Consider the following 22,384-nt stretch of genomic DNA (forward strand, 5'->3'; position numbering starts at 1 on the left):
GCCCGTGGCGCAAGAGCGTTAACCTTCGATTCGTGCCAGATCGGCCACGCTGGAACAGACCTTCCTGATCTGGCTGAGCAGGTTCAGACGGTTGCGGCGCAGGATGTCATTGTCGGTATTGACCTGCACATCCTCAAAGAACGCATCTACCGGCCCGCGCAGCGCGGACATAGCCGTCATCGCGGCCGGGAAATCTTCGGACGCCAGCGCTGTGCCGATCTGTGCCTGAGCCTGATCCAATGCTGCAAACAGTGCTTTCTCGCTGTCTGTTTCGGCAAACTTCACATCCGCACCATAGGAGTATTCCACCCCATCCTTCTCTTCCGCCTGAGACAGGATGTTGTTGGCCCGCTTGAACCCCTGCACGAGGTTCTCGCCATCCTCGGTCGCAATCACCGCATTCAGCGCGCGGGCACGTTTGACTAGCAGGTTGAGGTCGTCATTCCCGTCCATAGCAATACAGGCGTCGATGATGTCGTGGCGGATGCCCTCGTCGCGGAGGAAGGTTTTGAGGCGGTCGTGGAAGAACGAGAGGAGGTCGCGAGTTGTGGCATGGTCACGCACGATCCACTCTTTGAGGTTTTCTTGAAGATTGGATTGAAGGTCAGCAAAGAAGTCTTTCACACCTTCTTTGGGTAAGCCTTCAAGCCCAAATCGTTTGAGGGTATCTGCATCCGCCTGAATTTGGTTTCTAAAGATTTTTTCAAGATGCTCTAGTTCTCTGTCGGTTCCGCATTTCTTAACGCATTTCCAAGCTGTCGAAAGAAATCCAAATCGAAGATTATTCTCCAGAACCAACCGAATAACCCCCAACGCCGCCCGGCGCAGGGCAAACGGGTCTTTCGACCCGGTCGGTTTCTCATCAATCGCCCAGAACCCAGTCAGCGTGTCCAGCTTATCGGCTAGCGCCACGGTCACTGAAAGCGGTGCTGTTGGCACATCGTCAGACGGACCCAGAGGCGAATAATGCTCCTGCGCCACGGCGGCGACAGCGGCGTCTTCACCTGCGGCTTCGATGTAATAGCGCCCCATAAGCCCCTGAAGTTCGGGGAATTCATAGACCATTTCCGAGCTCAGGTCGGCTTTGGCCAGACGCGCGGCTTTCTCGGCCACTGCCGGTTCGGCACCTGCGATCGGTGCCAGCTCGCGGGCCAGCGCGGCGATGCGATTGATCCGTTCGGCCTGCGTGCCCAGCTTGTTGTGGAAGGTCACATTCTCCAACGCGCGGGTCCATTGGGTCATATCCGACTTGGCAACGCGCAGGTCATTCTCCCAAAAGAACTTGGCATCCGCCAGACGGGCCGACAGCACCTTCTGGTTCCCCGCCAGAATGGTCGCGCCATTATCGGCGGTCTCGCGGTTGGCGACGGTGATAAAGCGTTCAATCCGGCCGGTTTTGGGGTTCTTCACAGAAAAGAATTTCTGGTGTTCCTTCATCGAGGTCTGCAGCACCTCGGGCGGCAGTTCCAGGAATTCCTCGTCGATCTGCCCCATGAGCACCACGGGCCATTCGACCAGCCCGGCGACCTCGGCCAGCAGGCCCTTGTCATCGACCACTTCCAGACCGGCGGCAAACGCCATGTTCTGCGCGTCGTTCCAGATGTGTTCGGCGCGTTCCTCAGGCGATAGCACAACAAAGGCGCGTTTCAGCTTGGCGGCATAATCCTCGAACGACGTGACAGAAAACCGGTTCGGGGCCATAAAACGGTGGCCCTCGGTCGTGTCGCCGGATTTGATCCCTTCGACCTCAAGAGGCACGACCTGCGCGCCTGCCTCATCGCTGAGGAGGCACAGGATCGAATGCAGCGGACGTACCCAGCGCATCGGTCCACTGCCCCAGCGCATCGACTTGGGCCAGGGGAAGTTCCTAATGGTCGCCTCAAGCACGTCGGCCACGATATCAGCCGCCGGGCGACCAGGCTTTTCGATCATCGCGAAATAGACCGCACCTTTGGGCGTTTCACGCTCTTCCAACTGATCGCGGGTCAGGCCGGCGCCGCGCAGGAAGCCTTCGATGGCCTTATCGGGTGCGCCCACTTTCGGGCCTTTGCGTTCCTCGCGGATGGACGGGCTTTCGGCCAGCAAGCCTTCGACCGCCAAAGTCAGACGACGGGGCGTGGTCAGAGAGGCGGCCCCGGCATAGGTCAGACCGGCCTCGACCAGACCATCGGTGATCCGCTTTTTCAGGTCTTCACCGGCACGGGTTTGCATGCGTGCAGGGATTTCCTCGGAAAACAGTTCGATCAGCAGGTCGGGCATAGTCGGTCCTTAGAAATTGACGATCGTCTGGATGACGATGGCATTAGCGATATCCACAAAAAAGGCGGATACAAGGGGCAGTACGATAAAGGCAATAGGGGACGGGCCATATCGCTTGGTTACAGCGGTCATATTGGCAATGGCGGTCGGAGTCGCGCCCAGCGCAAACCCGCCGAAACCCGCGGCCAGAACCGCGGCGCGATATCCTGACCCCATCACCGGAAACAACACGTAGATAACGAAGATTACCGTAAAGGCGGTTTGTGCCGCCAGTACGACCAAAATGGTCACACCAAGTTCCGCAATCGTCCACAACTGCAGGCTCATCAGCGACATGGCCAGAAAGGTACCCAACGCAAGCTCTGAAACCAGCCCAAGCGCGGATGTGCGGCTGACGGGAACTGCATTTGGCCGCAACCAGCTGCGCAGGTTGCCGATCAAAATGGCAATGATCAGACAAGGTACAAACAGGGGAAGTTTCAGGCCGGCCTCTGCGATCAGGACATTCACGCCATAGCCAATGATAATGGCAAGATGGAGGTACAGCATGACCCGCATCAGACCAAGCGGCGTAATATCAGGATAACGCTGTTCTTCGGTTGCGACACCAACTGTCAGTTCTTCGTTGGGGCGGTCGGGGGTCAGATTATAGCGTTCGACAAGATACTTGGCCACAGGACCACCAACCACCGCGGCCAACACCAGACCCAATGTCGCCACTGCGACCCCCAACTCGGTCGCGCCTTCCAACCCAGTTACGGCACCAACGTCCGGCGCCCATGCAATGGCGGTTCCATGCCCTCCGATCAGGGCAGCTGACCCGAATAACACTCCGGATTGGGCAGGAAAGCCAAATGCAACCGCCCCGACGGCACCAATGCCGTTTTGCATGATGATGGTGATCAGTGTCAGAACCAACAGCAAGAACAGAGGTTTGCCGCCGGTAAGCAGATCCAGGAACCGGGCATTCAGGCCGATTGCCGCAAAAAACAGCACCAGCATGTAATCCCGCGTGGCCATCTCAAAATCGAATGAGATGCCTGTGGCCATGTATAATCCCAACATCACCAGCGCTGCGACCAACCCGCCGCTGACCGGTTCGGGTATGTTGAAGCGCTGAAGCAGCTTCACCTGCTGGTTCAACTCCGCCCCCAAAAGATAGACAGCCAGACCCAACGTGGCGGCGATCATATCCGGGATGAGATAAGTCATTGCCCCGTTTCCGGTTGCTGCGGGCATTCCTCTCCGACGACCGTGCCGTCATAGGCCTTTTCCCCGCAGTTGTTCAGCGCGTGCCAAACATAGCCTTTTCCATCCTGGGTTACAGCGACGATCCGGTCCACGCCAAAGTGTATATTCTTAGCCCCGATAAAGGCCTGCGCCTGACCGGTCTGCAACGCGTTGGCAATCTCGATGGCATCGTAGCACTCAAACCATCCGGGCGCCGTCAACGGTTCGGGGTCATTGGCGGTCTGATAACCCGCCAGATCTGCGGGCGTCAGGTCAGTTTCAAAGCAGGCGCGGTATCGAATCGGAGAGCTGTCCGCATCAATCGCCTGAAAGTCCGTATAGGCGATGGTCTCGGGCTCATCTGCGCCGATTGCAAGCAAACGGACATCCTGTCCCGGCTTTGAGACCACTCCATAATAAAAGCCGTAAACTTGCAGATAGTACATGGCCCCACCAGCCAGAACAGCCGACCCAAGAAGGAGAATAGCAAGTAGTTTTCCGGTCATCGTTCGAGCATCCTATTCACGTGGCCTCTTTCATTGAGGTCGAAAATGGGCCAGTTTCCAACCTGATACAGGCTGACATTAGGGTAATGAAAATGGACACGACTCTCGCCGCAGGTTTTTTCGGCGCGCTTTTTGCGATCATGAACCCGATCACCAACTTGCCCGTTTTTCTGAGCGTGACTGATGGTCTGACCCCCGCAGATCAACGCAAGGTTGCGGTGAAAACCGTCACCTATTGTCTGATCCTGGGCGGTGCTTTTGCAGCCATTGGCAGCAAGACATTGGGACTGTTCGGCATCAGCGTCAATGATCTGCGCGTTGCGGGCGGTCTTGTTGTCCTGATGATCGGCCTGAACATGCTGAGCGGCACCGAGAGCACGGCGCATCACGGAACCGAAGGCGAAAAGAAATCTTATCCCGAGGCCGACACCGTCGCCTTTTATCCGTTGGCCTTTCCCATCCTCGTTGGGCCTGGCACAATCACAACGTTGATCCTCTATGCACATCAAATGTCCAAACCTATGGACGTCATACTCTATGCGGGCGTTTTTCTGGCAGTGCTGTTTTTGCTGTTCGTCACATTCTGGAACGCCGCGGCGCTGTCCAAGCGGCTTTCGGACAACGCTCGGGTGATCATGAGCCGCTTTATGGGTATGATCCTGTCTGCCATCGCAATCAGCATGATCGCGGACGGACTTAAAGTTCTGCTTCCCGGTTTGGCGTAACTGCCGCATCAGACCTCGTACCCGGCGGCTTCGGTCTGGACGAAGGCGTCGGCGCATTGCTTGGCCAAGGCGCGCACGCGTCCGATATAGGCCTGCCGTTCCGTCACCGAGATCACGCCACGCGCATCCAGCAGGTTAAAGATGTGCGACGCCTTGATGCACTGATCATAGGCCGGATGCGCCATGATGATGCGTTTGCCGGTCTTGGGATCGTCATGATCCTGCGCCAGAATGGTGGCACATTCAGCCTCGGCCTCTTTGAAATGGTCGAGCAGCACGTCGGTATTGGCCACGTCAAAGTTCCAGCGGGCATATTCTTCTTCGGTCTGTTTGAATATGTCACCATAGGTCAGCGGGCTGGGTGACTGCGGATCGTTGAAGGGCATGTCCATCACGTGATCAACACCCAGCACATACATCGCCAGCCGCTCCAACCCATAGGTCAATTCACCTGAAACCGGCGCGCAGTCATGGCCTCCGACCTGTTGAAAATAGGTGAACTGGCTGACTTCCATGCCGTCGCACCAGACCTCCCAGCCCAGGCCCCAGGCGCCCAGGGTTGGGCTTTCCCAGTCATCCTCGACAAACCGGATGTCATGCAGGTCCATGTCGATGCCGATTGCCTCAAGGCTGCCCAGATACAACGCCTGCAGGTCCGGCGGGCTAGGCTTGATCAACACCTGATACTGATAATAGTGCTGCAAGCGATTGGGGTTCTCGCCATAGCGCCCATCTGTTGGGCGGCGCGAGGGCTGTACATAAGCTGCGGCCCAGGACTTGGACCCCAACGCGCGCAAAGTAGTCGCGGGATGGAATGTCCCTGCCCCCACTTCCATGTCATAGGGCTGCAGAATGGCGCAGCCTTTTGACGCCCAATAGGTCTGAAGGCGCAGGATGATCTCCTGAAAAGAGCGAGGTGCGTTGGACTTAACGGTCATCACATTCCCTTTGGACGCCATTGCGCCCTGTTCCGGTGGGTTTTGCCCTTCCTATGCAAGGGGCCAAGGGGCGTCAACGGGACAGTGTGCCCGGGAAGCCACTGAGCGGCCGAACTGGAAATTCCCCGTATTCCAGGCATGGTGTTTCAACCCGCATATCGCGTACTCTTCATCGCAGAAAAACACCGCGGACACAGGCACACAATGAGACGCATATTAACGGTAATTTCAGTTCTTTTCCTTTTCGGCGTGCGGGCATCATTTGCTCAGCAAGACGGAGGTGTTTGGGTCCAGGTCGAGGCGCAGCCTTCGCTGCGTGAAGCCCAGGAACGCGCACAAGCCTATTCTGGCGCGTTGCCAGACGTGAATGGATTTCGCCTGAATTCGGGCTGGTATGCCATTGTGATCGGCCCGTATCTGCGCGGCGATGCCGAGCAAGTTCTGCGGGTGTACCGCGCAGAGGGGCAAATTCCAGCCGACAGCTTTATCGCCTTCTCGAACACACTGCGGCAGCAGTTCTGGCCGGTCAGTGCGAATACTCAGGACCAGGCCGCTGTGACAGCGCCGGTCGCACCTGAACCGGAACAGCCAGTGGCCGAGGCAACCCCGCAAATTGCCGATGAAACCAGATCACAGGCGCTGCAAAGCGAACGATTGCTGAGCGCGCAGGAGCGTATGGGCCTTCAAACCGCACTTCAAGCAGCCGGTTTCTACAACTCGACGATTGACGGTGCCTTTGGACAGGGAACGCGTCGCTCGATGGGCGACTGGCAAAGTTTCAACGGATACGAGGCGACCGGGGTTTTGACGACGGCACAACGCAAGGCCTTGATGGATGACTATAACGCGCCATTAATCAGCGCCGGAATGCAGCTCTACACAGACCCACAGGCAGGTATCGAGATGGCCATGCCGCTGGATGTTGTTGCATTCGACCGTTACGAGGCCCCCTTCGTGCATTTCAACGGCTCGACCGACCTGAATGCTCAGGCCCTGCTGATCAGTCAGGATGGCACCAAAGCAACCCTGCGGGCCCTTTTTGAAGTCATGCAGTCGCTGGAAATCGTTCCGCTTGAAGGCCCTCGCCAGCTGCGCGGTGACAGCTTTACGCTGGAAGGTCGCGGCAATGACATTGTATCCTATACCGAGGCCAAGCTGAAAGATGGTCAGATCAAAGGTTTTACCCTGGTCTGGCCCGAAGGGGACGAGGCGCGCCGTACCCGCGTTCTTGCCGCCATGAAAGCGGGCTTTAGCACCACTGATGCGGTTCTTGACGCCGCCGCCGGATCAGACGCTACGCAAAGCATTGATCTTGTATCCGGCCTGCAGGTTCGCAAACCGCGCCTGTCACGCTCGGGGTTCTTTGCGGATGCCAAAGGCACCGTCCTGACCGTGACCGAGGCGGCAGATAGCTGCTCGCGGATCACGCTGGACGGCGCGCACGAGCTTGAGGTCGCCTCGACCGATCCCGATCTCGGCATCGCCGTTCTGCGGCCAAGCCGCGACCTTTCCCCGATCAGCGTGGCCGAGTTCAGCAGCACCAAGCCGCGGATTCAGTCCGAGGTTGCGGTCTCCGGATTCTCGTATCAGGGCGTTTTGGGCGGTCCGACGCTGTCATATGGGCAGATCGCCGACCTGCGCGGCCTGAACGGTGAGGATGGCGTGAAGCGTCTGGCGCTGGCCACCCAACCCGGCGATGCAGGAGGCCCCGTGTTTGACGGCAACGGTCAGGTGGTCGGGATGCTTTTGCCGACCCCGACGAATGGGCGGACCCTGCCCGCCTCGGTCAGCCTGTCTGCCAATACAGAGAGCCTGAACAAGGCGCTGAGCAAGGCTGGGCTGGCAGGTCAATCCAGCGCCACCGCCGCCACGCAGGTCTCACCCAATGAGCTTAGCCGCCGGGCAAATGGGATGACTGTTCTGGTACAATGCTGGGATTGAGTTCGTAAAATCGCGCATTAACGCCGCCCATCCGGGCGGCGTTTTTTATTCTGCGCGCCATATGTCCGGAGTGATCCGGATCAATGTCGGCCCCTTAGCGGAAAACGCTTTTCGCACCGCAGACTGCATGTCATCCAGTGTTGAGGGCGCAGCAGACAAGGCGCCGAATGCCTCGGCCAGTTTGCAAAAGTCAGGGTTTCGCGCAACGACAGCATTCGGCGCGATCTGACTGCCCACCATGCTGTCTTCGATCTCTTTCAGCTTGCCATTGTCCCAAAGAATGATCGGCAGGGGCAAACCCAGCTCTACCGCCACGCCCAATTCCATCATCGTGTAGTGAAAGCCATAATCCCCAGCAATCACAGCAGTCGGCCTGCCCGGCCGCGCGATAGCGCCACCTATTCCAGCCGGCAACGCATAGCCCAGCGTGCCAAAGCCGTTCGGGTGGTGCCAATGATAGGGGAAAGGCATTTCCCACACCCCCTTGGCAACATAGGCGAACTGGGTCATGTCCGAATACACCATCACATCCGCTGGCATTGCCTTACGCAAGGCATCCAACACCGGGACAATACCGGGCCGTTCCGCATCAATCTCGGCGCGCCATTTACTGCGGGCTTCGGAGACCTCATCCGAGGACCAGCCATTTGCCGGTTTGACATGGTCAATAGACGCCCACATCGCGTGGGCAAAGCTTCCGCCATCCGCCTGCAACTTGACAGAGGCCCGATGATGGTCCGACAGGACCTGAGGGTCCAGATCAATGCGGATCATATTGGCCGTATGCCCCAGCGCATCGCGCCACAGATCGACCTCACCCAGCTCGGCTCCGACGACCACCACAAGATCGGCGGAGGCGATGATCCGGGCGCTTTCGGGACGAGACAAGGCAGCGCCAAAATCCAACGCATAATCCAACCCCACCATTCCACGCCCCGCATAGGTGGTGAAACAGGCGGCTCCGATCTGTGTCAGAATCTGCCGCCACAAGTTTGATCTTGCACCACCTCCCAGAACGAACAGCGGCCTGCGCGCAATGTTCAGCATCGACAAGACCGGCGCGACGTCCGGCGGCAGAGCCTTTGTCCGCAAACCCGGCTGGTTCGGGAATGGGGCTGGGTCAGCCTGTGCCTTAAGTTGCGAAATCGGCACCTGTATGTGCTTGGGTCTGGGGCGGCTCAACGCGAACTCTTCGAAAGCACGTTCAACCAGGCCATAGGCGGCCGAAGCTGTATTAGCCTGCAACGACCAATCCGCGACCGTTTCTCCGGCGGCACGTTGATCCTTCATCTGATGAAGCTGTCCCTGCAGCGCCTGATCATCATCAAGGCAGGAGGACAGCACCAGCATTGGTACCGAATCCGAATACCCCTGCCCCATGGGTGTCATGATGTTGCACAGCCCAGGCCCTGTGATCACATAGGCCACGCCAGGATTGCCGCTTGCGCGCGCATATCCGTCCGCCATGAAACCGGCCCCCTGCTCGTGACGCGCAAGAACATGGGTGATGCCGGCTTCTTCGATCCCGCGATACATCTCTTGATTATGGACGCCGGGGATACCAAAAATCACATCAACACCCCGATCCCGGAGCATGTGCGAGATTTGAGCGCCAAGTGGTCTTTTCATCAACTTCTCCAGAAATGGACTGTGAACAGCGCATAGACGGCGAGCAGTTCAAGCCGACCGACCAGCATCCCCGCAGATAGTAACCATTTGGCTGTATCGCTGAGCCCGCTGAAATTACCCGCTGGTCCGATCTGATCCCCAAGGCCCGGACCAACATTGGCCAACGCTGTTGCTGCACCCGAGACAGAGGTAATGAAATCCAGCCCGGTCAGCGCCAGCGCCCATGCCAGAAAACCCAAAGACAATACGAAGAACATGAAAAAGCTCATGACCGAAGTCAGGACATCCGTTCCGATGGGACGCCCGTCATAGAGAGGCATGAACACCCCATGCGGTGAACGGATACGCCGGATTTGAGTTTTGATGGATGCAAACAGCAGTTGATAGCGGAAAATCTTGATCGAACAGGCAGTTGATCCCGCACACCCTCCGATCAGGCCAATCAGGAAGAACACCATGATCGGAAAACTGCCCCAACCCATATAATCGACGCTGGCATATCCGGTACCTGAAATGATCGATGTGATGTTGAACAGCGATTCCCGCACCGCCTGTTCCCAGTGATGCGGAAAGACAGAGGTCAAAAACACCGCCATGACGGCTACAAGAATCAGGATCGTGGCCAAAAACGCCCGAATCTGACTGTCGCGGAACAGGGAGCCGGTGCTGCCATTGGCAAACTGAACATAACGCACAAATGGCAGGGCAGCGAGGATCATGAAAATCGACGCCGCATATTCCGCCGGACCCGAGAAGGTACCGAACGATGCATCATAGTTTGAAAACCCACCGGTCGAGATTGTGGTCATAGAATGAACCACGGCGTCAAAAAAGCTCATGCCAAGACCGGTGTAAACAAGCGCGCAGACCACGGTCAGGAACACGTAGATCAGGGAAATCTGGCCTGCGATTTCTTGCGCCCGCGGCAGGATCTTACCCATGGTTTCGAAACCTTCCGAACGGAAGATCTGCATTCCTCCGACCCGAAGCTCGGGCAGAAAAACCATTGCAACAACGATGATCCCGATACCGCCCAGCCATTGCAGCACACCGCGCCACAAAAGCAACCCCTGCGGCAGCCCGTCGAGCCCGGAAATCACGGTCGATCCCGTGGTCGTAAGGCCAGACATGGCCTCGAAATAGGCATCTACAAAGCGCAACTCGGTTTCCCCGAACAGGAAAGGAATTGCCCCAAATAAAGGCAAAGCCACCCAAACGCCGGTCGTGAGCAGAAAGGTCTGACGGATCGTCAACCCTTCGCCAACGCCATTTGAGCAGCTCATAGAAAGGACAGCGCCGGTCAGAATGGTGATAACGCTGCTTTCAAGGAATACATGCCATTCGCCGCGGCCCTCGATAAGGTCCGCAAGCATGGGCAACATCATGGTCGCCCCAAGAATGGCGACCAACAGGCCAATCACATATCCTACCGGGCGCATGTCCGTCATGAGGCGCAGCGTTGGCGCGCCTGCACGACTGTGTCAAGCGGATGTCCCGATTACTTTTCGGTTTTGCCGCTCGAGACGGGCATCACGGGCGGTTTCGAAGGCGCGCGTGACCGGCGTGCAGCTGCCGCCTGTCCCGCCTGAGCCTTCGACGCGGCCGGATTTGCAGGTGCAGGTTTGGCGGTTGCAACCCGATCTGCCTTCACCTGGGACGCTGCCGGTTTAACAGCTGCGGTTTTTGCAACAGCAGCGTCGATCGCAGCGGCGGGAGCAGCAGTTTTTGCCACTGCAGGTCTGACTGCAGCAGGTTTAGCGGCTTCTACTTTGGGCGTTTCAGATTTGGCAGTTACGGTTTTGGTAACAGCAGGCTTTGCCGTAGCGGCTTTGGGGGCAGCGGGCCTAGCTGCGACTTTTGGGGCTGCGGCTTTTGCCACTGCAGGTTTTGCCGCGGACTTGGTCTGTGCCTTTTTCGCACCCCCCGACGCTCTGGCTTTTGTCACAGGTTTCGCCAGGGCGGGCTTGGGCGATTCGGCCTTTGCCTTGACTTCTGCCTTTTTCTGGACGGCCACTTTGACCTTTGCCGCAGGTTGCGGATCAGCATTGACCACAGGCATCGCCTGAGATTTGAACTCAGGTGCCTTCACGTCAGCAACAGTCTTTTCGGAGGCGACACGCAGGGCCTGAACCTGGGCGAAGGGCAGTTCAATCGCAGAGTTGGTCAGAATTTGCATGATTTTCAAATGGTTGGTCATTGCCTCACCGGCAAATCGAATTGCTGCTGCCTGAAATTCAAATGGCTGGGTAAACGGGTTCATGAGGTTGTTCTCCTGTGAAAGTGATGCAACCCGCGAATGAGTAAAGAACCCTGCCCGCCCTGACTAAACGGGCGGATTACGTTGCCTTGCAGTCCTTGGCGTCGCACGTGCCGGCTTCCTGATTGAGTGAAATGATCACCAGAACAGTGACCACGAGATGGCTGCATTCAAGGATAGTTTACAGCAAGAACTTCGCGCTTGCAGCATTTATCGCTGCAATGCGGCGAAATTTCACCGCACCGGTACTTAATCAAGGTTTTACAAAAGTTTAGCGCCTATCCGACGTGAAACAATGTCGTAAACAGCCTCGGATCCAGGCTGGAGGACACAAAGGTCGGGCCCTCAGTCAGAACAGAAACGGCATCATGGCTGTGCAGGCTTTCTTGATGGCTGGCGATCACGCGGAAATCGCCGATATGATGGTCGGCCAAAAGTTCGGCACAAAACAGGCGTGCCGCGTCTTCGACAAAAATCGGGTTTGCGGCGTTCAGCTCGGCAAATGCCTGCTCATCTTCACGTTTGACCATGACCTGCGTCTCGGTCGGCACCGCCCTGCGACACAGCGCAATCAGATCTTCGAACCAGAGGCAATCGGCATCGCAATCGACCGCAACCGATATCCGCGCAACCGAGCGCTGCGAATGCGGCGTCGCCAGTTGCCCTCGTGTAGACCGCGCATGCTCGCTGAGCTCCAGAGAACATGGGCACGTCGAGGAATACACATAATCCAGATGCATGATCTTTTGACGCACGCCATTCTGTTCGACCAGTTCCAGCGCGATATCGTAATATTGATAGCCTTCCAGACCCGAACGCAGGCTTTGTGTCCTGTCCGGGTAAGAGAACCGCATCTGGATACGTGCGTCAAAGCTGTCCAGATCGGTCATATAGTCGTTCAGCGCAGCCTCGATCACCTCAAAGCTGAACGTGCGCTCAGCATGTTTGTAGAACGAACGCATGATACGGGACATGTTGATGCCCTTCTTTTCCGCATCAAGGCTGACAGTGCCAGTCACTGAGGTCTCCAGCGTCAGGTCGTCGCCCTGCTTGCGGTGAAACCGGATCGGCAAGCGGAAATTCGATATACCAACATGTTGAATCTGTTGCTTCGCCCCACGGATCAGGCTGGAAGGTCCATTCTGAAGGTCAGGCAACGAGGCGCGGTAGGCCTCATCCACAGCAAACCCCTCGGGGTAATGCCGCGACAGGGATGGGTAGTTGACCGGCAGGAGCCCCGGCACAAGCCGCGCGACAGCAGGATCAAGTTGACCGATTTCAGCCTCGGTCGCGTTCTCGGCCCATTTCCGCAGGGTTTTCAACGCTGCCGCGGCCTCATCATTGTTGGGGGCGTCATCAATGTCACGGGGATACACGTTCATCGATCAGGGCTCCTCGGGTTGGTCGCCGGACTATATATATGTTCGACGCGATTTCCAGTCTAATGGTATACGCGCCGAAACACAGCCCGGATCGAAACTTCGTGATGGGCGCATCATGCGCACAAGTCACAAACCGCTTTCGAACTATGCCTAACAGTCCAGATGACGCCCCTATTGCTGAGAAACGTCCAATGCGCGCTTGATATCGGCAAGAAGATCATCGGCGTCTTCCAAACCGACCGAGAACCGGATGAGGCCCGGAGCAATGCCCAGCTCAACTTTTTGGTCGTCACTCAATCTTTGATGTGTGGTGGTTGCCGGGTGGGTGGCAATCGACTTGGCATCGCCCAGATTGTTCGAAATCACCGGAATCGTCAGGGCGTTAAGGAAGGAAAATGCCGCCTCTTTTCCGCCCTTGATATCCAACGAAAGCACTGTCCCGCCTTTGCCGCCAAGCTGCGTTTGTATCAGATCATTCTGCGCATGAGATTTCAGACCGGGGTAAAGCGTCCGCTCCAACGCCGGATGGCCCTCTAGCGCCTCGGCAATCCTCTGGGCGGTTTCGGCCTGTGCGTTGACCCGCAAGGCCATGGTCTCAAGCCCTTTCAACATGATCCACGCGTTGAAGGGGCTAAGCGCGCCTCCGGTGTGTTTCATATAGGGCTCGACCGTACCACGGACGAACTCTTTGGTGCCGATGATGACACCACCCAGGGCGCGGCCCTGCCCATCAATATGCTTGGTCGCCGAGTAGACAACCACGTCGGCCCCCTGAGCGATCGCGCGTGAGAAAACTGGGGTCGAGAACACATTGTCCACGATGACCGTAGCACCAACCGCATGGGCCAGAAGGGAAACGGCTGAGATGTCGATGACCTCAAGCGTCGGGTTGGACATGGATTCGAAGAAAACCGCTTTGGTGTCCGGGCGGATCGCAGCCTCCCATGCGTCAAGATCGGTACCGTCCACAAAGGTCACTTCAACCCCGAACCGGGTCAGCACGTTTTCCAGAATATACAGGCACGACCCGAACAGAGCCTTGGCAGAAACAACGTGGTCACCGGCTTGCAACATCGAAGTCAGTGCCGCATTCACCGCAGCCATTCCAGAGGCGGTGGCAAAAGCGTCTTCGCCCCCTTCCAGAGCCGCGATACGCTGTTCAAACATCGAAACTGTCGGGTTGCCATAACGAGCGTAAATGAACTCATCAGGGCCGGTTTCGATGAACCGCGCCTCGGCCTGCTCGGCCGTATCATAGACAAATCCCTGGGTCAGAAAGATCGCCTCGCTCACTTCGTTGTATTGGCTGCGGCGGGTGCCGCCATGGACGGCTTGTGTGCGCTTGTTCCAGCTCTCGCTCATGTCATTCCTTTCAGCCCCTTGAGGGACGTAAACAAAAAACCCCAGACGCGGCCAAGCGAAAGGGGTCTTTCATCCTGACCTTTTAGCGGTGTTGTTTAACGTGGCCCGCAATCCGGTAACAAATCGCCACTTGATGAGGATGCATTTACGCCCCGTCCCAGATCACGTCAAGACCGGCTGCACCAAGGTCACGCTTTCGTAACACACCTGCGCGCCCTCTTGCCGAACGCGCTGAAACCTCCATGATCGCGTCCAGTTTGAGGAGATGACATGATCGATCTATATTTCTGGCCCACGCCCAACGGCTGGAAAGTGTCCATCGCTTTGGAAGAGATGGAGCTGCCCTATAAAACCCACCTGATCAACATCGGCCAAGGCGACCAGTTCGACCCCGAGTTCCTTAAGATCGCCCCCAATAACCGGATGCCCGCGATCGTCGATCCGAACGGACCCGGAGGGACGCCGGTATCTGTATTCGAAAGCGGCGCGATCCTGATGTATCTCGCCCGAAAAACCGGACGCTTCTATGGTGAAACTGAACGTGACCGGATCGCTGTCGAAGAATGGCTGATGTGGCAGATGGGCGGCATCGGCCCGATGGCGGGACAAGCACACCATTTCCTGAAATACGCACCTCAGCTGGACCCGCCGCAAGACCTGCCCTACCCCAAGGATCGCTACCGTGCCGAAGTCGGACGTCTTTACGGCGTTCTGGATCGCAGGCTGGCCGAGAACGAATATGTGGCCGGCAATTTCTATTCCATCGCCGACATGTCGATCTGGGGCTGGGCGAGCTTGTGGGAAGGGCAACAACAGGTGTTGGAAAACAAGCCTCACTTTACCCGCTGGTTGGAAACCGTAAGCTCTCGCCGCGGTGTGCATGCGGGCCGCGCCTTGCATGCCGAGTTGCGCGGAGATCACCGTGACAGGCAATCGCAGGGCGTTTTGTTTAAACGATAAGCGAGGGTATTGTTTACACGGTATGTCGCATTTTCTGGATGCCAGAATCAGGAGTGAATTTTGACCGTCCTAGTACAACCGGCCTCCAAATCTGTTCCACCCGAGGCTCTCGCCGATCTTCTATGGAGCACAGATCCAAAACTAAACGGTTACATATTTGGAAAAATGGATGTCTTGCTTAAGATCATCGGAACAGAATGGCCCGCGCAACTAGGTTTGTATTCGTTCAAACATGCCTTCACGGCCATGCACCGTGGCAAAGTCGCCGGCCTCCTTATTGGGCAAACAGAAGAAGAATATGCTGCGAATTTCGATTTTTCCGTCGATCATCAAGCTAATGCTCTTGGCGAAGATGAAGCCCGTCATCTAAAATCTGCCTTGCATTGGATGGATCGGTTGTTTCCCGCCCCGCGTCAAAACTCTTACTACATTCTCGAATTCGCTGTGAACCCAGACATGCAGGGTACAGGCATTGCCAGCCAACTCTTTGCAATAGCAACGAAACGGGCTTTGGCGGGTGGGTGCAATCAAATATGCCTTGATGTAGCTGCCAACAATGAAGCCGTTAGTTTTTATGAACATATTGGATTTAGCGTCGAAATTGAATCGCGCGTGCCCGTTTTGGACGACGAGCATGGAATAGGAATGCACCTGCACATGGTTCTAGAGATCGGTCAAAGCGACTGACATCGGTGCAGGCTCGATTGCAATATTGTCGATAAGAATATTCAGCCGCGACCGTTCATGTCGCAATTCCCACTGGAAACAGGCAACGCCCTTCACTAAGGAAGAAATCGACAATCGAAAAAGGAAGACGCACGCAATGGCAAAGATCACCTATGTCGAGCATGGCGGTACTGAGCACACTGTCGAGGTCGCCAACGGACTAACCGTCATGGAAGGAGCCCGTGACAACAACATTCCCGGCATCGAAGCGGATTGCGGCGGCGCCTGTGCCTGTTCGACCTGCCATGTCTATATCCACCCCGACTGGGTTGAGAAAATTCCCGGCAAGGATGACATGGAAGAAGACATGCTGGACTTTGCCTATGAGCCCGACCCTGCCCGTTCGCGCCTGACCTGCCAGATCAAAGTCACAGACGAGATGGATGGCCTGATCGTTCAGATGCCGGAAAAACAGATCTGATGCCCTGCAAAGCGCCGCGCCTACCCTACCGAACTTGGCAGGGTCAGGCCCGCGGCGCAGCGCTGACGTTGTGCTTCTGGCTGACGGGCCATGCCCCGTTGGCACTGGCGGAGACCGTCTCAGCCGCTCGTTTCACCGAGCCGACAACACGTTACGCCCACGGAGTTCTGGGTGATAACATCGAATATGGCGCGTTAGAGCTGACTACCCAAAGCGGAAACGTGACCATCCGTCTTCCATCTGATCGCGTATTTGAAGATCTCGCTCCACGGCTTGTGGACGTGGATCAGGACGGGACCCCCGAGGTCATTGTCATTGAATCTCAGGGTCAAACGGGCGCTCAGTTGGCCATCTATGATGCCAGAGGCGATAAAATCGCCGCAACTCCGCATATCGGTACCCGCTTTCGATGGCTTGCTCCGGTCGGGGCGGCGGATCTGGATGGGGATGGCAATATCGAAATCGCCTATGTCGACCGCCCTCATCTGGCCAAGACATTGCTCATTTGGCGCTTTGTCGACGGCGAATTAATCCAGATTGCCGCTCTACCAGGGCTGACAAATCATCGGATCGGCGAAGGTTTCATCACAGGGGGTCTGCGCGACTGTGGCAATGGCCCGGAACTGGTTGTCGCGTCTGCGGACTGGCGCGAAATTGTCAGCATCCGCTTTGACAATGGCTGGGTGCAGCATCTGGTCGCCCCCTTTAGCCCGAAAGCAATGACCTCTGCGCTTAACTGCGTACCCTCGCCCTGACTGCAGCCCGCGTCAGAGGGCTGCCCGGCCCAAGCCCATTGACGCTGCATCTCTGATGCAGTGGCTGGGCGCGGGAGCCCTCGCGATTACAGCGCCCGCCATCCGATATCCCGGCGAAAGAACCCCTCTGGCCAGTTGATCCCGTCGATCAGCTCATAGGCGCGGTCACGCGCTTCCTGCAGGTTCTGGCCGCGTGCGGTGACATTCAATACCCGGCCACCACTAGAGACGATCTGACCGTCGGATTCTTTGGTTCCTGCGTGAAACACCATATTACCGCTATCTTCAGATACGTCATCCAGCCCTTTGATCACGCTGCCTTTTTGGTAGGCGCCCGGATAACCATTTGCGGCCATGACTACCGTCAAGGCGTGATCATCCGCCCAGTTTACACGCGCCTCGGCCAACCGGCCTTCTGCTGCGGCGTGCATCAGGTCCATCGCCTGCGCGCCCAGGCGCATCATCAGCACCTGACATTCCGGGTCGCCGAAACGCACGTTATATTCAACCAACCGTGGCTGGCCGTCTTTGATCATCAAACCAACATAAAGAACGCCCTGAAACGGCGTTCCGCGCCGCTTCATCTCTGCCATGGTGGGGCGCACAATCTCGTTCATCGCGCGCTCTTCGATTACAGCGCTTAACACAGGAGCCGGAGAATACGCGCCCATGCCGCCGGTGTTCAGACCGGTATCGCCCTCGCCTACCCGTTTATGGTCTTGCGCCGTGCCAATGGACAGGATGCTTTCCCCGTCGCACAGCACGAACAGAGATGCCTCTTCACCTTCCATGAACTCTTCGACCACAACTTCGGCACCGGCACCACCAAAGGCTCCGCCAAACATGTCATCGATCGCATCCAAGGCCGTCGCTTCGTCCATCGCAACGATCACACCCTTGCCCGCGGCCAAGCCATCAGCCTTGACGACGATAGGTGCGCCCTGCTTTTTGATATAGGCTTTGGCTGGCTCGGCCTCGATAAACCGGGCGTATCCTGCGGTTGGAGCATTGGCGGCGTCGCAGATCTCTTTAGTAAAGCTCTTGGACGCCTCGAGACGTGCAGCCGCGGCCGAGGGGCCAAAAACCAGGACACCAGCCTCGCGCAAACGATCCGCAACGCCCGCAGCCAATGGCGCCTCGGGGCCGACGATCACAAAGTCGATCGCGTTCTCATCTGCAAATCTGACCACCTCACCGCCATTTTCGATGTCCAGTGCCGCACATTCGGCGATCTGGGCAATGCCAGCATTGCCCGGAGCAACGATCAGGCGGTCACATTTCGGGTTTTGCATCACCGCCCAGGCCAGGCTGTGTTCGCGCCCACCACTGCCGAGAATGAGGATGTTCATGACTGCTCTCCGATCTGCTTGGCCTCGCCTTCCGCGCGTTCTAAGCTGGCCGAGCATTTGACACAAGGCGCTGAAATGTCCGACCTGCTTGACGACCCCATTCCCGGCCAAAATACCCCAGAATACACTGTTTCCGACATCTCGGGCGAGGTGAAGCGGACGCTGGAAGGCAGTTTCGGCCGAATCCGTGTTCGGGGTGAGGTCGGTCGCGTGTTCAAAGCCAGATCTGGTCATCTGTACTATGACATCAAGGACGACAAGAACGTACTGGCCTGCACCACTTGGAAAGGCCAGGTTGCTGCCCTGTCCGTGGTTCCCGAGGAAGGTCTGGAAGTGGTCGTCACAGGCCGTCTGACCGCTTTTGGAGCGCAGTCCAAATACAATCTGAACGTGGATGAGGTTTCGGTGGCCGGACAGGGTGCCCTGATGGCCCTGCTTGAAAAGCGAAAGAAACAGTTGGAATCCGAGGGCCTGTTCGCACCCGAGCGTAAAAAGCCTCTGCCCTATCTTCCTCAGATCATCGGCGTGGTGACTTCACCCTCGGGCGCGGTGATCCGCGATATCCTGCACCGGTTGCGTGACCGGTTTCCGCGCAAAGTGCTGATCTGGCCTGTCGCCGTGCAAGGTTCGAATTGCGCGCCTGAGGTGGCGAACGCGATTACTGGTTTCAATCAACTGACCCCTGGCGGTGCGCTGCCACGCCCGGACCTGATCATCGTCGCCCGTGGTGGCGGGTCAATCGAGGACCTCTGGGGGTTCAACGAAGAGATCGTGGCCCGTGCTACGGCGGCATCAGAGATCCCGGTGATCTCGGCCGTTGGGCACGAGACCGACACGACCCTGATTGATTTTGTGTCGGACCGCAGGGCCCCAACCCCCACAGCCGCAGCCGAACTTGCGGTGCCTGTCCGCATGGAACTTCTGGCCTGGACCGGAGAGCAAAGCGCCCGCCTGTCCCGTGCAGCCACGGACGCTGTGCAAAGACGGTCGCAACGGTTGCGGGATTTATCCCGCGCATTACCACGCCCGGATAGCTTGTTGAACAACCCGCGACAACGCCTTGATTTAATTGCGGACCGACTGACACCAGCACTTGAGCGCGGCGTACAAAACCGCCGCCTTCAAGTTGTGAAACTGTCCGCCCATCTGCGCCCGTCCATATTACGCTCACTGGTCGGAACCCGACAGGAAACACTGCGCAGCCTTTCGTCGCGCCTGTCTGTCCGGCCGATCCAGCGCGAAATCGACAGCCAACGGCAAAACATCAACCGCCTAGCCGAACGCTTGAGTACAGCGCAAACCGCGCGTCTGGACCGGATGCGTCAATCCCTGGAAACCGCAGACCGGCTGCGGGAAACGCTCAGCTACAAGGCAACGCTGCAACGTGGATATGCGGTCGTACGCGCCGAAGGACAGGTACTGACAACCCGTAAACAGGCGGCAAAACACCAATCCTTTGACATTGAATTTGCAGATGGCGAATTGAAGACCGGCCCGTCTACCCCGTCACCGTCAACTTCGAAAAAGCCGCCGAAAAAGGATGCGCCGGATCAGGGGTCGTTGTTCTGACCCCTGCACAGGCTAGACACCGACTTCGGGACCGTAACAGACCATCTCGGCGTCTGTGTCTTCGTTCTCATATAGTTCGGTCATCTCAGGATTTCCCTCGAACTGAGCGATTAGACCGCCGCCAGATTCGGTGAATACCCAACATTGCGGGTCATGCCGGTCTTCATAGACGAAACAGATCTGTCCTTCTTGCTCGTACCAGAGCCCTTCTTTGCAGTTCCCGTCCAGAAAAGACCAAATCACGCGGCGATCCGGCAGATAACGCTCGACCCCATAAATCCTGCCTTCAAAGCCATAGAACAGGGTTTTTCCCAGCGTATAGCGGTCAAATTCGGCGCCGGACAGGGATGTGTCGGCACAAACCGCCGGGGCAGCCATCGACAACAGAATCGCAATTCGTTTCAGCATGGGTTCATTCTGTCAGATGGCAGGCCGCTAGGCCAATTCCCTTTTCATTCCAACCGGGTGCCTTCACGTCACCGATTGAGTTTTGCGGTTATGCGCTGCGAAAGTGTTCAGTACATGCTGCGGAGATAACTCTATGACCAATGCCCTCTTTCTGATTGCGACAGCTTGCGCTCTGGCTTACCTGCCATTGACCTCGCGTGGCGCTGGCGCTGTTCGGTCAATCCTAAAGACCCTATCCGTCGCAGTTCTGGCGGTCATTGCCGCCCAAAGTGGCGCTCCATTTCTGTTGATCCTTGCGCTGGCATTCTGTGCGCTGGGGGACGCCCTTCTGTCCCGGGAAAGTGATGCCACCTTCATGGCCGGGATCGGTGCCTTTGCAACTGGTCATCTGGCCTATATCGGGCTGTTCTTGTCCCATCCGGCCAGCAACGCCGCGCTTATTCTGGAGAAGCCCGGATATTTCTGGTCTTTGATCCTCCTCGGTATTGTCGTAGTCACCCTATTACCGCCGCGTGCCGGAGACCTGAAATGGCCCGTTCTCGGGTATATTCCGATCATTCTGGGTATGGGTATCACGGTCCTGGCCCTGCCCGAAACAGGCGCGCTGCGTTGGGCTTTACCTGCGGCTTTGTCCTTTATCGCGTCCGACCTGATCCTGGCGACTGAGAAGTTTCTTCTGCCAGCGGACCATCCCAGCCGCCGTTTCACCTCCTATCTGGTTTGGGTATTGTATTGGGGGGCGCAAGCCGGTCTTCTGATCGCCTTCCTCTGACCCTTTGCAACTGCTGCAATTCCGCATTAGGTGAGAGGAACACCTGCGGAGACCAAAAATGGCGCTATTCTCAAAGCTCAAGGACAAGCTGTTCAAATCCTCATCCCGCCTTGAACAAGGGTTGGATGCCATCGTTGAAGATGGGGGCGAGGAAACAACTGCACCGGATCCAATCCCGCCAGCGCCAGCGCCGCATTCCGAACCGGCACCCGAAGTCGCGCAACCGGACATGGCACCGGAACAGGCAGTTGCCAAACCGGTGTCCACTACAGCCGAGTCTGCGCCGTCCAAATCCATGCTCGGGCGGCTTTTCGGGCGCGCCGAAACCGAGACAACAGTTCGCCGCACGCTGGATGACGACATGCTGGAACAGCTTGAAGAGCTGTTGATTGCATCCGACATGGGTGTGGACACAGCGCTGCGCGTCACCGCCAATATGGCCGAGGGCCGTTATGGCCGCAAACTTTCGACACAAGAGATCAAGCAGCTTCTGGCGCAGGAAGTCGCCCGGGTTATGGAACCCGTTGCAAAGCCCATGCCGCTCTATTCCAAACGCCCACAGGTGGTACTGGTCGTTGGCGTCAACGGATCGGGCAAGACCACCACGATCGGCAAACTAGCAAGCCAGTTCAGGGCGGCCGGCAAGAACGTAGTGATCGCAGCTGGAGACACCTTCCGCGCAGCCGCCGTAGAACAGCTGCAGGTCTGGGGCGACCGCGCAGGCGTTCCGGTCCTGACAGCCCCCGAAGGCTCAGACCCCGCCTCCCTGGCCTTCGATGCGTTGACCCGCGCACAAGAGGATGGCGCCGATCTGTTGATGATCGACACCGCCGGTCGTCTGCAAAATCGTGCCGACCTGATGGAGGAATTGGCCAAGATCGTCCGGGTGATCCGCAAAGTCGACGAAACCGCACCGCACAATACCCTTTTGGTTCTGGACGCCACCACCGGTCAGAATGCACTCAGTCAGGTCGATACCTTTCAGAAACTGGCCGATGTCTCCGGCCTGGTGATGACCAAGCTGGACGGCACCGCAAAAGGCGGCGTGCTGGTGGCTCTGGCTGACAAGTTCGGCCTGCCCATTCACGCAATCGGCGTCGGAGAGCAGATCGACGATCTTTCCCCCTTCGATCCCGAAGAATTCGCAGCCGCCCTAACAGGCCTGGAAAAAGGCTAATCCCTACTTCATCTGGCT

Annotated in this window: 20 protein-coding genes and 1 riboswitch; of the genes, 9 read left to right on the top strand and 11 right to left on the bottom strand. The window is 57.4% G+C overall.

What is annotated here, in order from left to right:
* Positions 1 to 18: 18 nt before the first annotated feature.
* The 3 genes from glyS to FN806_RS04730 are packed head-to-tail and all read right to left on the bottom strand — an operon-like array spanning position 19 to position 3,995.
* On the bottom strand, positions 19 to 2,259 hold the full coding sequence (glyS, locus tag FN806_RS04720; protein ID WP_142634521.1) for a glycine--tRNA ligase subunit beta: 2,241 nt from the start codon (positions 2,257 to 2,259) through the stop codon (positions 19 to 21).
* 9 nt (positions 2,260 to 2,268) lie between these two features.
* Entirely contained in the window at positions 2,269 to 3,471 is a 1,203-nt protein-coding gene (gltS, locus tag FN806_RS04725; protein ID WP_142634523.1) for a sodium/glutamate symporter, read from the bottom strand.
* Positions 3,468 to 3,995, bottom strand: coding sequence for a DUF6446 family protein (locus tag FN806_RS04730; RefSeq protein WP_142634525.1), 528 nt, complete (start codon positions 3,993 to 3,995; stop codon positions 3,468 to 3,470). The genes gltS and FN806_RS04730 overlap by 4 nt, the downstream gene beginning before the upstream one ends.
* A gap of 92 nt (positions 3,996 to 4,087) precedes the next feature.
* On the opposite strand from FN806_RS04730, the gene FN806_RS04735 reads away from it, so the two are divergent.
* Positions 4,088 to 4,720 (top strand): MarC family protein, encoded by a 633-nt coding sequence (locus FN806_RS04735; RefSeq protein WP_142634527.1) that lies wholly within the window; start codon positions 4,088 to 4,090, stop codon positions 4,718 to 4,720.
* 8 nt (positions 4,721 to 4,728) lie between these two features.
* On the opposite strand, the gene FN806_RS04740 is transcribed toward FN806_RS04735, so the two are convergent.
* On the bottom strand, positions 4,729 to 5,658 hold the full coding sequence (locus FN806_RS04740; protein WP_142634529.1) for a glycine--tRNA ligase subunit alpha: 930 nt from the start codon (positions 5,656 to 5,658) through the stop codon (positions 4,729 to 4,731).
* A 204-nt stretch (positions 5,659 to 5,862) separates the two neighbouring features.
* On the opposite strand from FN806_RS04740, the gene FN806_RS04745 reads away from it, so the two are divergent.
* Positions 5,863 to 7,599: a serine protease gene (locus FN806_RS04745; RefSeq protein ID WP_142634531.1), complete on the top strand. Its 1,737-nt coding sequence runs from the start codon at positions 5,863 to 5,865 to the stop codon at positions 7,597 to 7,599.
* 45 nt (positions 7,600 to 7,644) lie between these two features.
* Here FN806_RS04745 and FN806_RS04750 read toward each other — a convergent pair whose 3' ends face one another.
* The 5 genes from FN806_RS04750 to metZ form a co-directional block, all read right to left on the bottom strand.
* The gene (locus tag FN806_RS04750; protein ID WP_142634533.1) at positions 7,645 to 9,228 is read right to left on the bottom strand and encodes a thiamine pyrophosphate-binding protein; all 1,584 of its coding nucleotides are present in this window, start codon (positions 9,226 to 9,228) and stop codon (positions 7,645 to 7,647) included.
* On the bottom strand, positions 9,228 to 10,676 hold the full coding sequence (locus tag FN806_RS04755; RefSeq protein WP_142634535.1) for a TrkH family potassium uptake protein: 1,449 nt from the start codon (positions 10,674 to 10,676) through the stop codon (positions 9,228 to 9,230). Before FN806_RS04755 ends, FN806_RS04750 begins: the two co-directional genes overlap by 1 nt.
* Positions 10,677 to 10,726: 50 nt before the next feature.
* Entirely contained in the window at positions 10,727 to 11,488 is a 762-nt protein-coding gene (locus FN806_RS04760; RefSeq protein WP_142634537.1) for a hypothetical protein, read from the bottom strand.
* Between the two features lie 275 nt (positions 11,489 to 11,763).
* On the bottom strand, positions 11,764 to 12,867 hold the full coding sequence (folE2, locus tag FN806_RS04765; RefSeq protein ID WP_142634540.1) for a GTP cyclohydrolase FolE2: 1,104 nt from the start codon (positions 12,865 to 12,867) through the stop codon (positions 11,764 to 11,766).
* A gap of 171 nt (positions 12,868 to 13,038) precedes the next feature.
* Positions 13,039 to 14,229: an O-succinylhomoserine sulfhydrylase gene (metZ, locus tag FN806_RS04770; RefSeq protein ID WP_142634542.1), complete on the bottom strand. Its 1,191-nt coding sequence runs from the start codon at positions 14,227 to 14,229 to the stop codon at positions 13,039 to 13,041.
* A gap of 62 nt (positions 14,230 to 14,291) precedes the next feature.
* Positions 14,292 to 14,369, bottom strand: a riboswitch (SAM riboswitch).
* A gap of 130 nt (positions 14,370 to 14,499) precedes the next feature.
* Here metZ and FN806_RS04775 point away from each other — a divergent pair.
* The 4 genes from FN806_RS04775 (at position 14,500) to FN806_RS04790 (ending at position 17,091) form a co-directional block, all read left to right on the top strand.
* The gene (locus FN806_RS04775; protein ID WP_142634544.1) at positions 14,500 to 15,189 is read left to right on the top strand and encodes a glutathione S-transferase N-terminal domain-containing protein; all 690 of its coding nucleotides are present in this window, start codon (positions 14,500 to 14,502) and stop codon (positions 15,187 to 15,189) included.
* 60 nt (positions 15,190 to 15,249) lie between these two features.
* Positions 15,250 to 15,876 carry a GNAT family N-acetyltransferase gene (locus FN806_RS04780; RefSeq protein WP_142634546.1) on the top strand — a complete coding sequence of 209 codons (627 nt, stop codon included), beginning with the start codon at positions 15,250 to 15,252 and terminating at the stop codon, positions 15,874 to 15,876.
* A gap of 136 nt (positions 15,877 to 16,012) precedes the next feature.
* Positions 16,013 to 16,336, top strand: coding sequence for a 2Fe-2S iron-sulfur cluster-binding protein (locus tag FN806_RS04785; RefSeq protein ID WP_142634548.1), 324 nt, complete (start codon positions 16,013 to 16,015; stop codon positions 16,334 to 16,336).
* Positions 16,336 to 17,091 carry an FG-GAP repeat domain-containing protein gene (locus FN806_RS04790; protein ID WP_142634550.1) on the top strand — a complete coding sequence of 252 codons (756 nt, stop codon included), beginning with the start codon at positions 16,336 to 16,338 and terminating at the stop codon, positions 17,089 to 17,091. The genes FN806_RS04785 and FN806_RS04790 overlap by 1 nt, the downstream gene beginning before the upstream one ends.
* 86 nt (positions 17,092 to 17,177) lie before the next feature.
* On the opposite strand, the gene purD is transcribed toward FN806_RS04790, so the two are convergent.
* Positions 17,178 to 18,440 carry a phosphoribosylamine--glycine ligase gene (gene purD, locus FN806_RS04795; RefSeq protein WP_142634552.1) on the bottom strand — a complete coding sequence of 421 codons (1,263 nt, stop codon included), beginning with the start codon at positions 18,438 to 18,440 and terminating at the stop codon, positions 17,178 to 17,180.
* Between the two features lie 75 nt (positions 18,441 to 18,515).
* Here purD and xseA point away from each other — a divergent pair, with 75 nt between their 5' ends.
* Positions 18,516 to 20,009 carry an exodeoxyribonuclease VII large subunit gene (gene xseA, locus FN806_RS04800; protein WP_142634554.1) on the top strand — a complete coding sequence of 498 codons (1,494 nt, stop codon included), beginning with the start codon at positions 18,516 to 18,518 and terminating at the stop codon, positions 20,007 to 20,009.
* A gap of 12 nt (positions 20,010 to 20,021) precedes the next feature.
* Here the strand turns inward: xseA and FN806_RS04805 are convergent, their stop codons facing one another.
* Positions 20,022 to 20,417, bottom strand: a complete 396-nt coding sequence (locus tag FN806_RS04805; RefSeq protein WP_185956619.1) for a hypothetical protein — start codon at positions 20,415 to 20,417, stop codon at positions 20,022 to 20,024.
* A 133-nt stretch (positions 20,418 to 20,550) separates the two neighbouring features.
* Here FN806_RS04805 and FN806_RS04810 point away from each other — a divergent pair, with 133 nt between their 5' ends.
* Together FN806_RS04810 and ftsY are read left to right on the top strand one after the other, a co-directional pair.
* Positions 20,551 to 21,189, top strand: coding sequence for a lysoplasmalogenase family protein (locus FN806_RS04810; RefSeq protein ID WP_142634556.1), 639 nt, complete (start codon positions 20,551 to 20,553; stop codon positions 21,187 to 21,189).
* 58 nt (positions 21,190 to 21,247) lie between these two features.
* Positions 21,248 to 22,366 (top strand): signal recognition particle-docking protein FtsY, encoded by a 1,119-nt coding sequence (ftsY, locus tag FN806_RS04815; RefSeq protein WP_142634558.1) that lies wholly within the window; start codon positions 21,248 to 21,250, stop codon positions 22,364 to 22,366.
* The last annotated feature ends 18 nt before the right edge of the window (positions 22,367 to 22,384 follow it).

The sequence above is a fragment of the Ruegeria faecimaris genome (genome assembly GCF_900182615.1).
In the GTDB taxonomy this organism is placed as follows: domain Bacteria; phylum Pseudomonadota; class Alphaproteobacteria; order Rhodobacterales; family Rhodobacteraceae; genus Ruegeria; species Ruegeria faecimaris.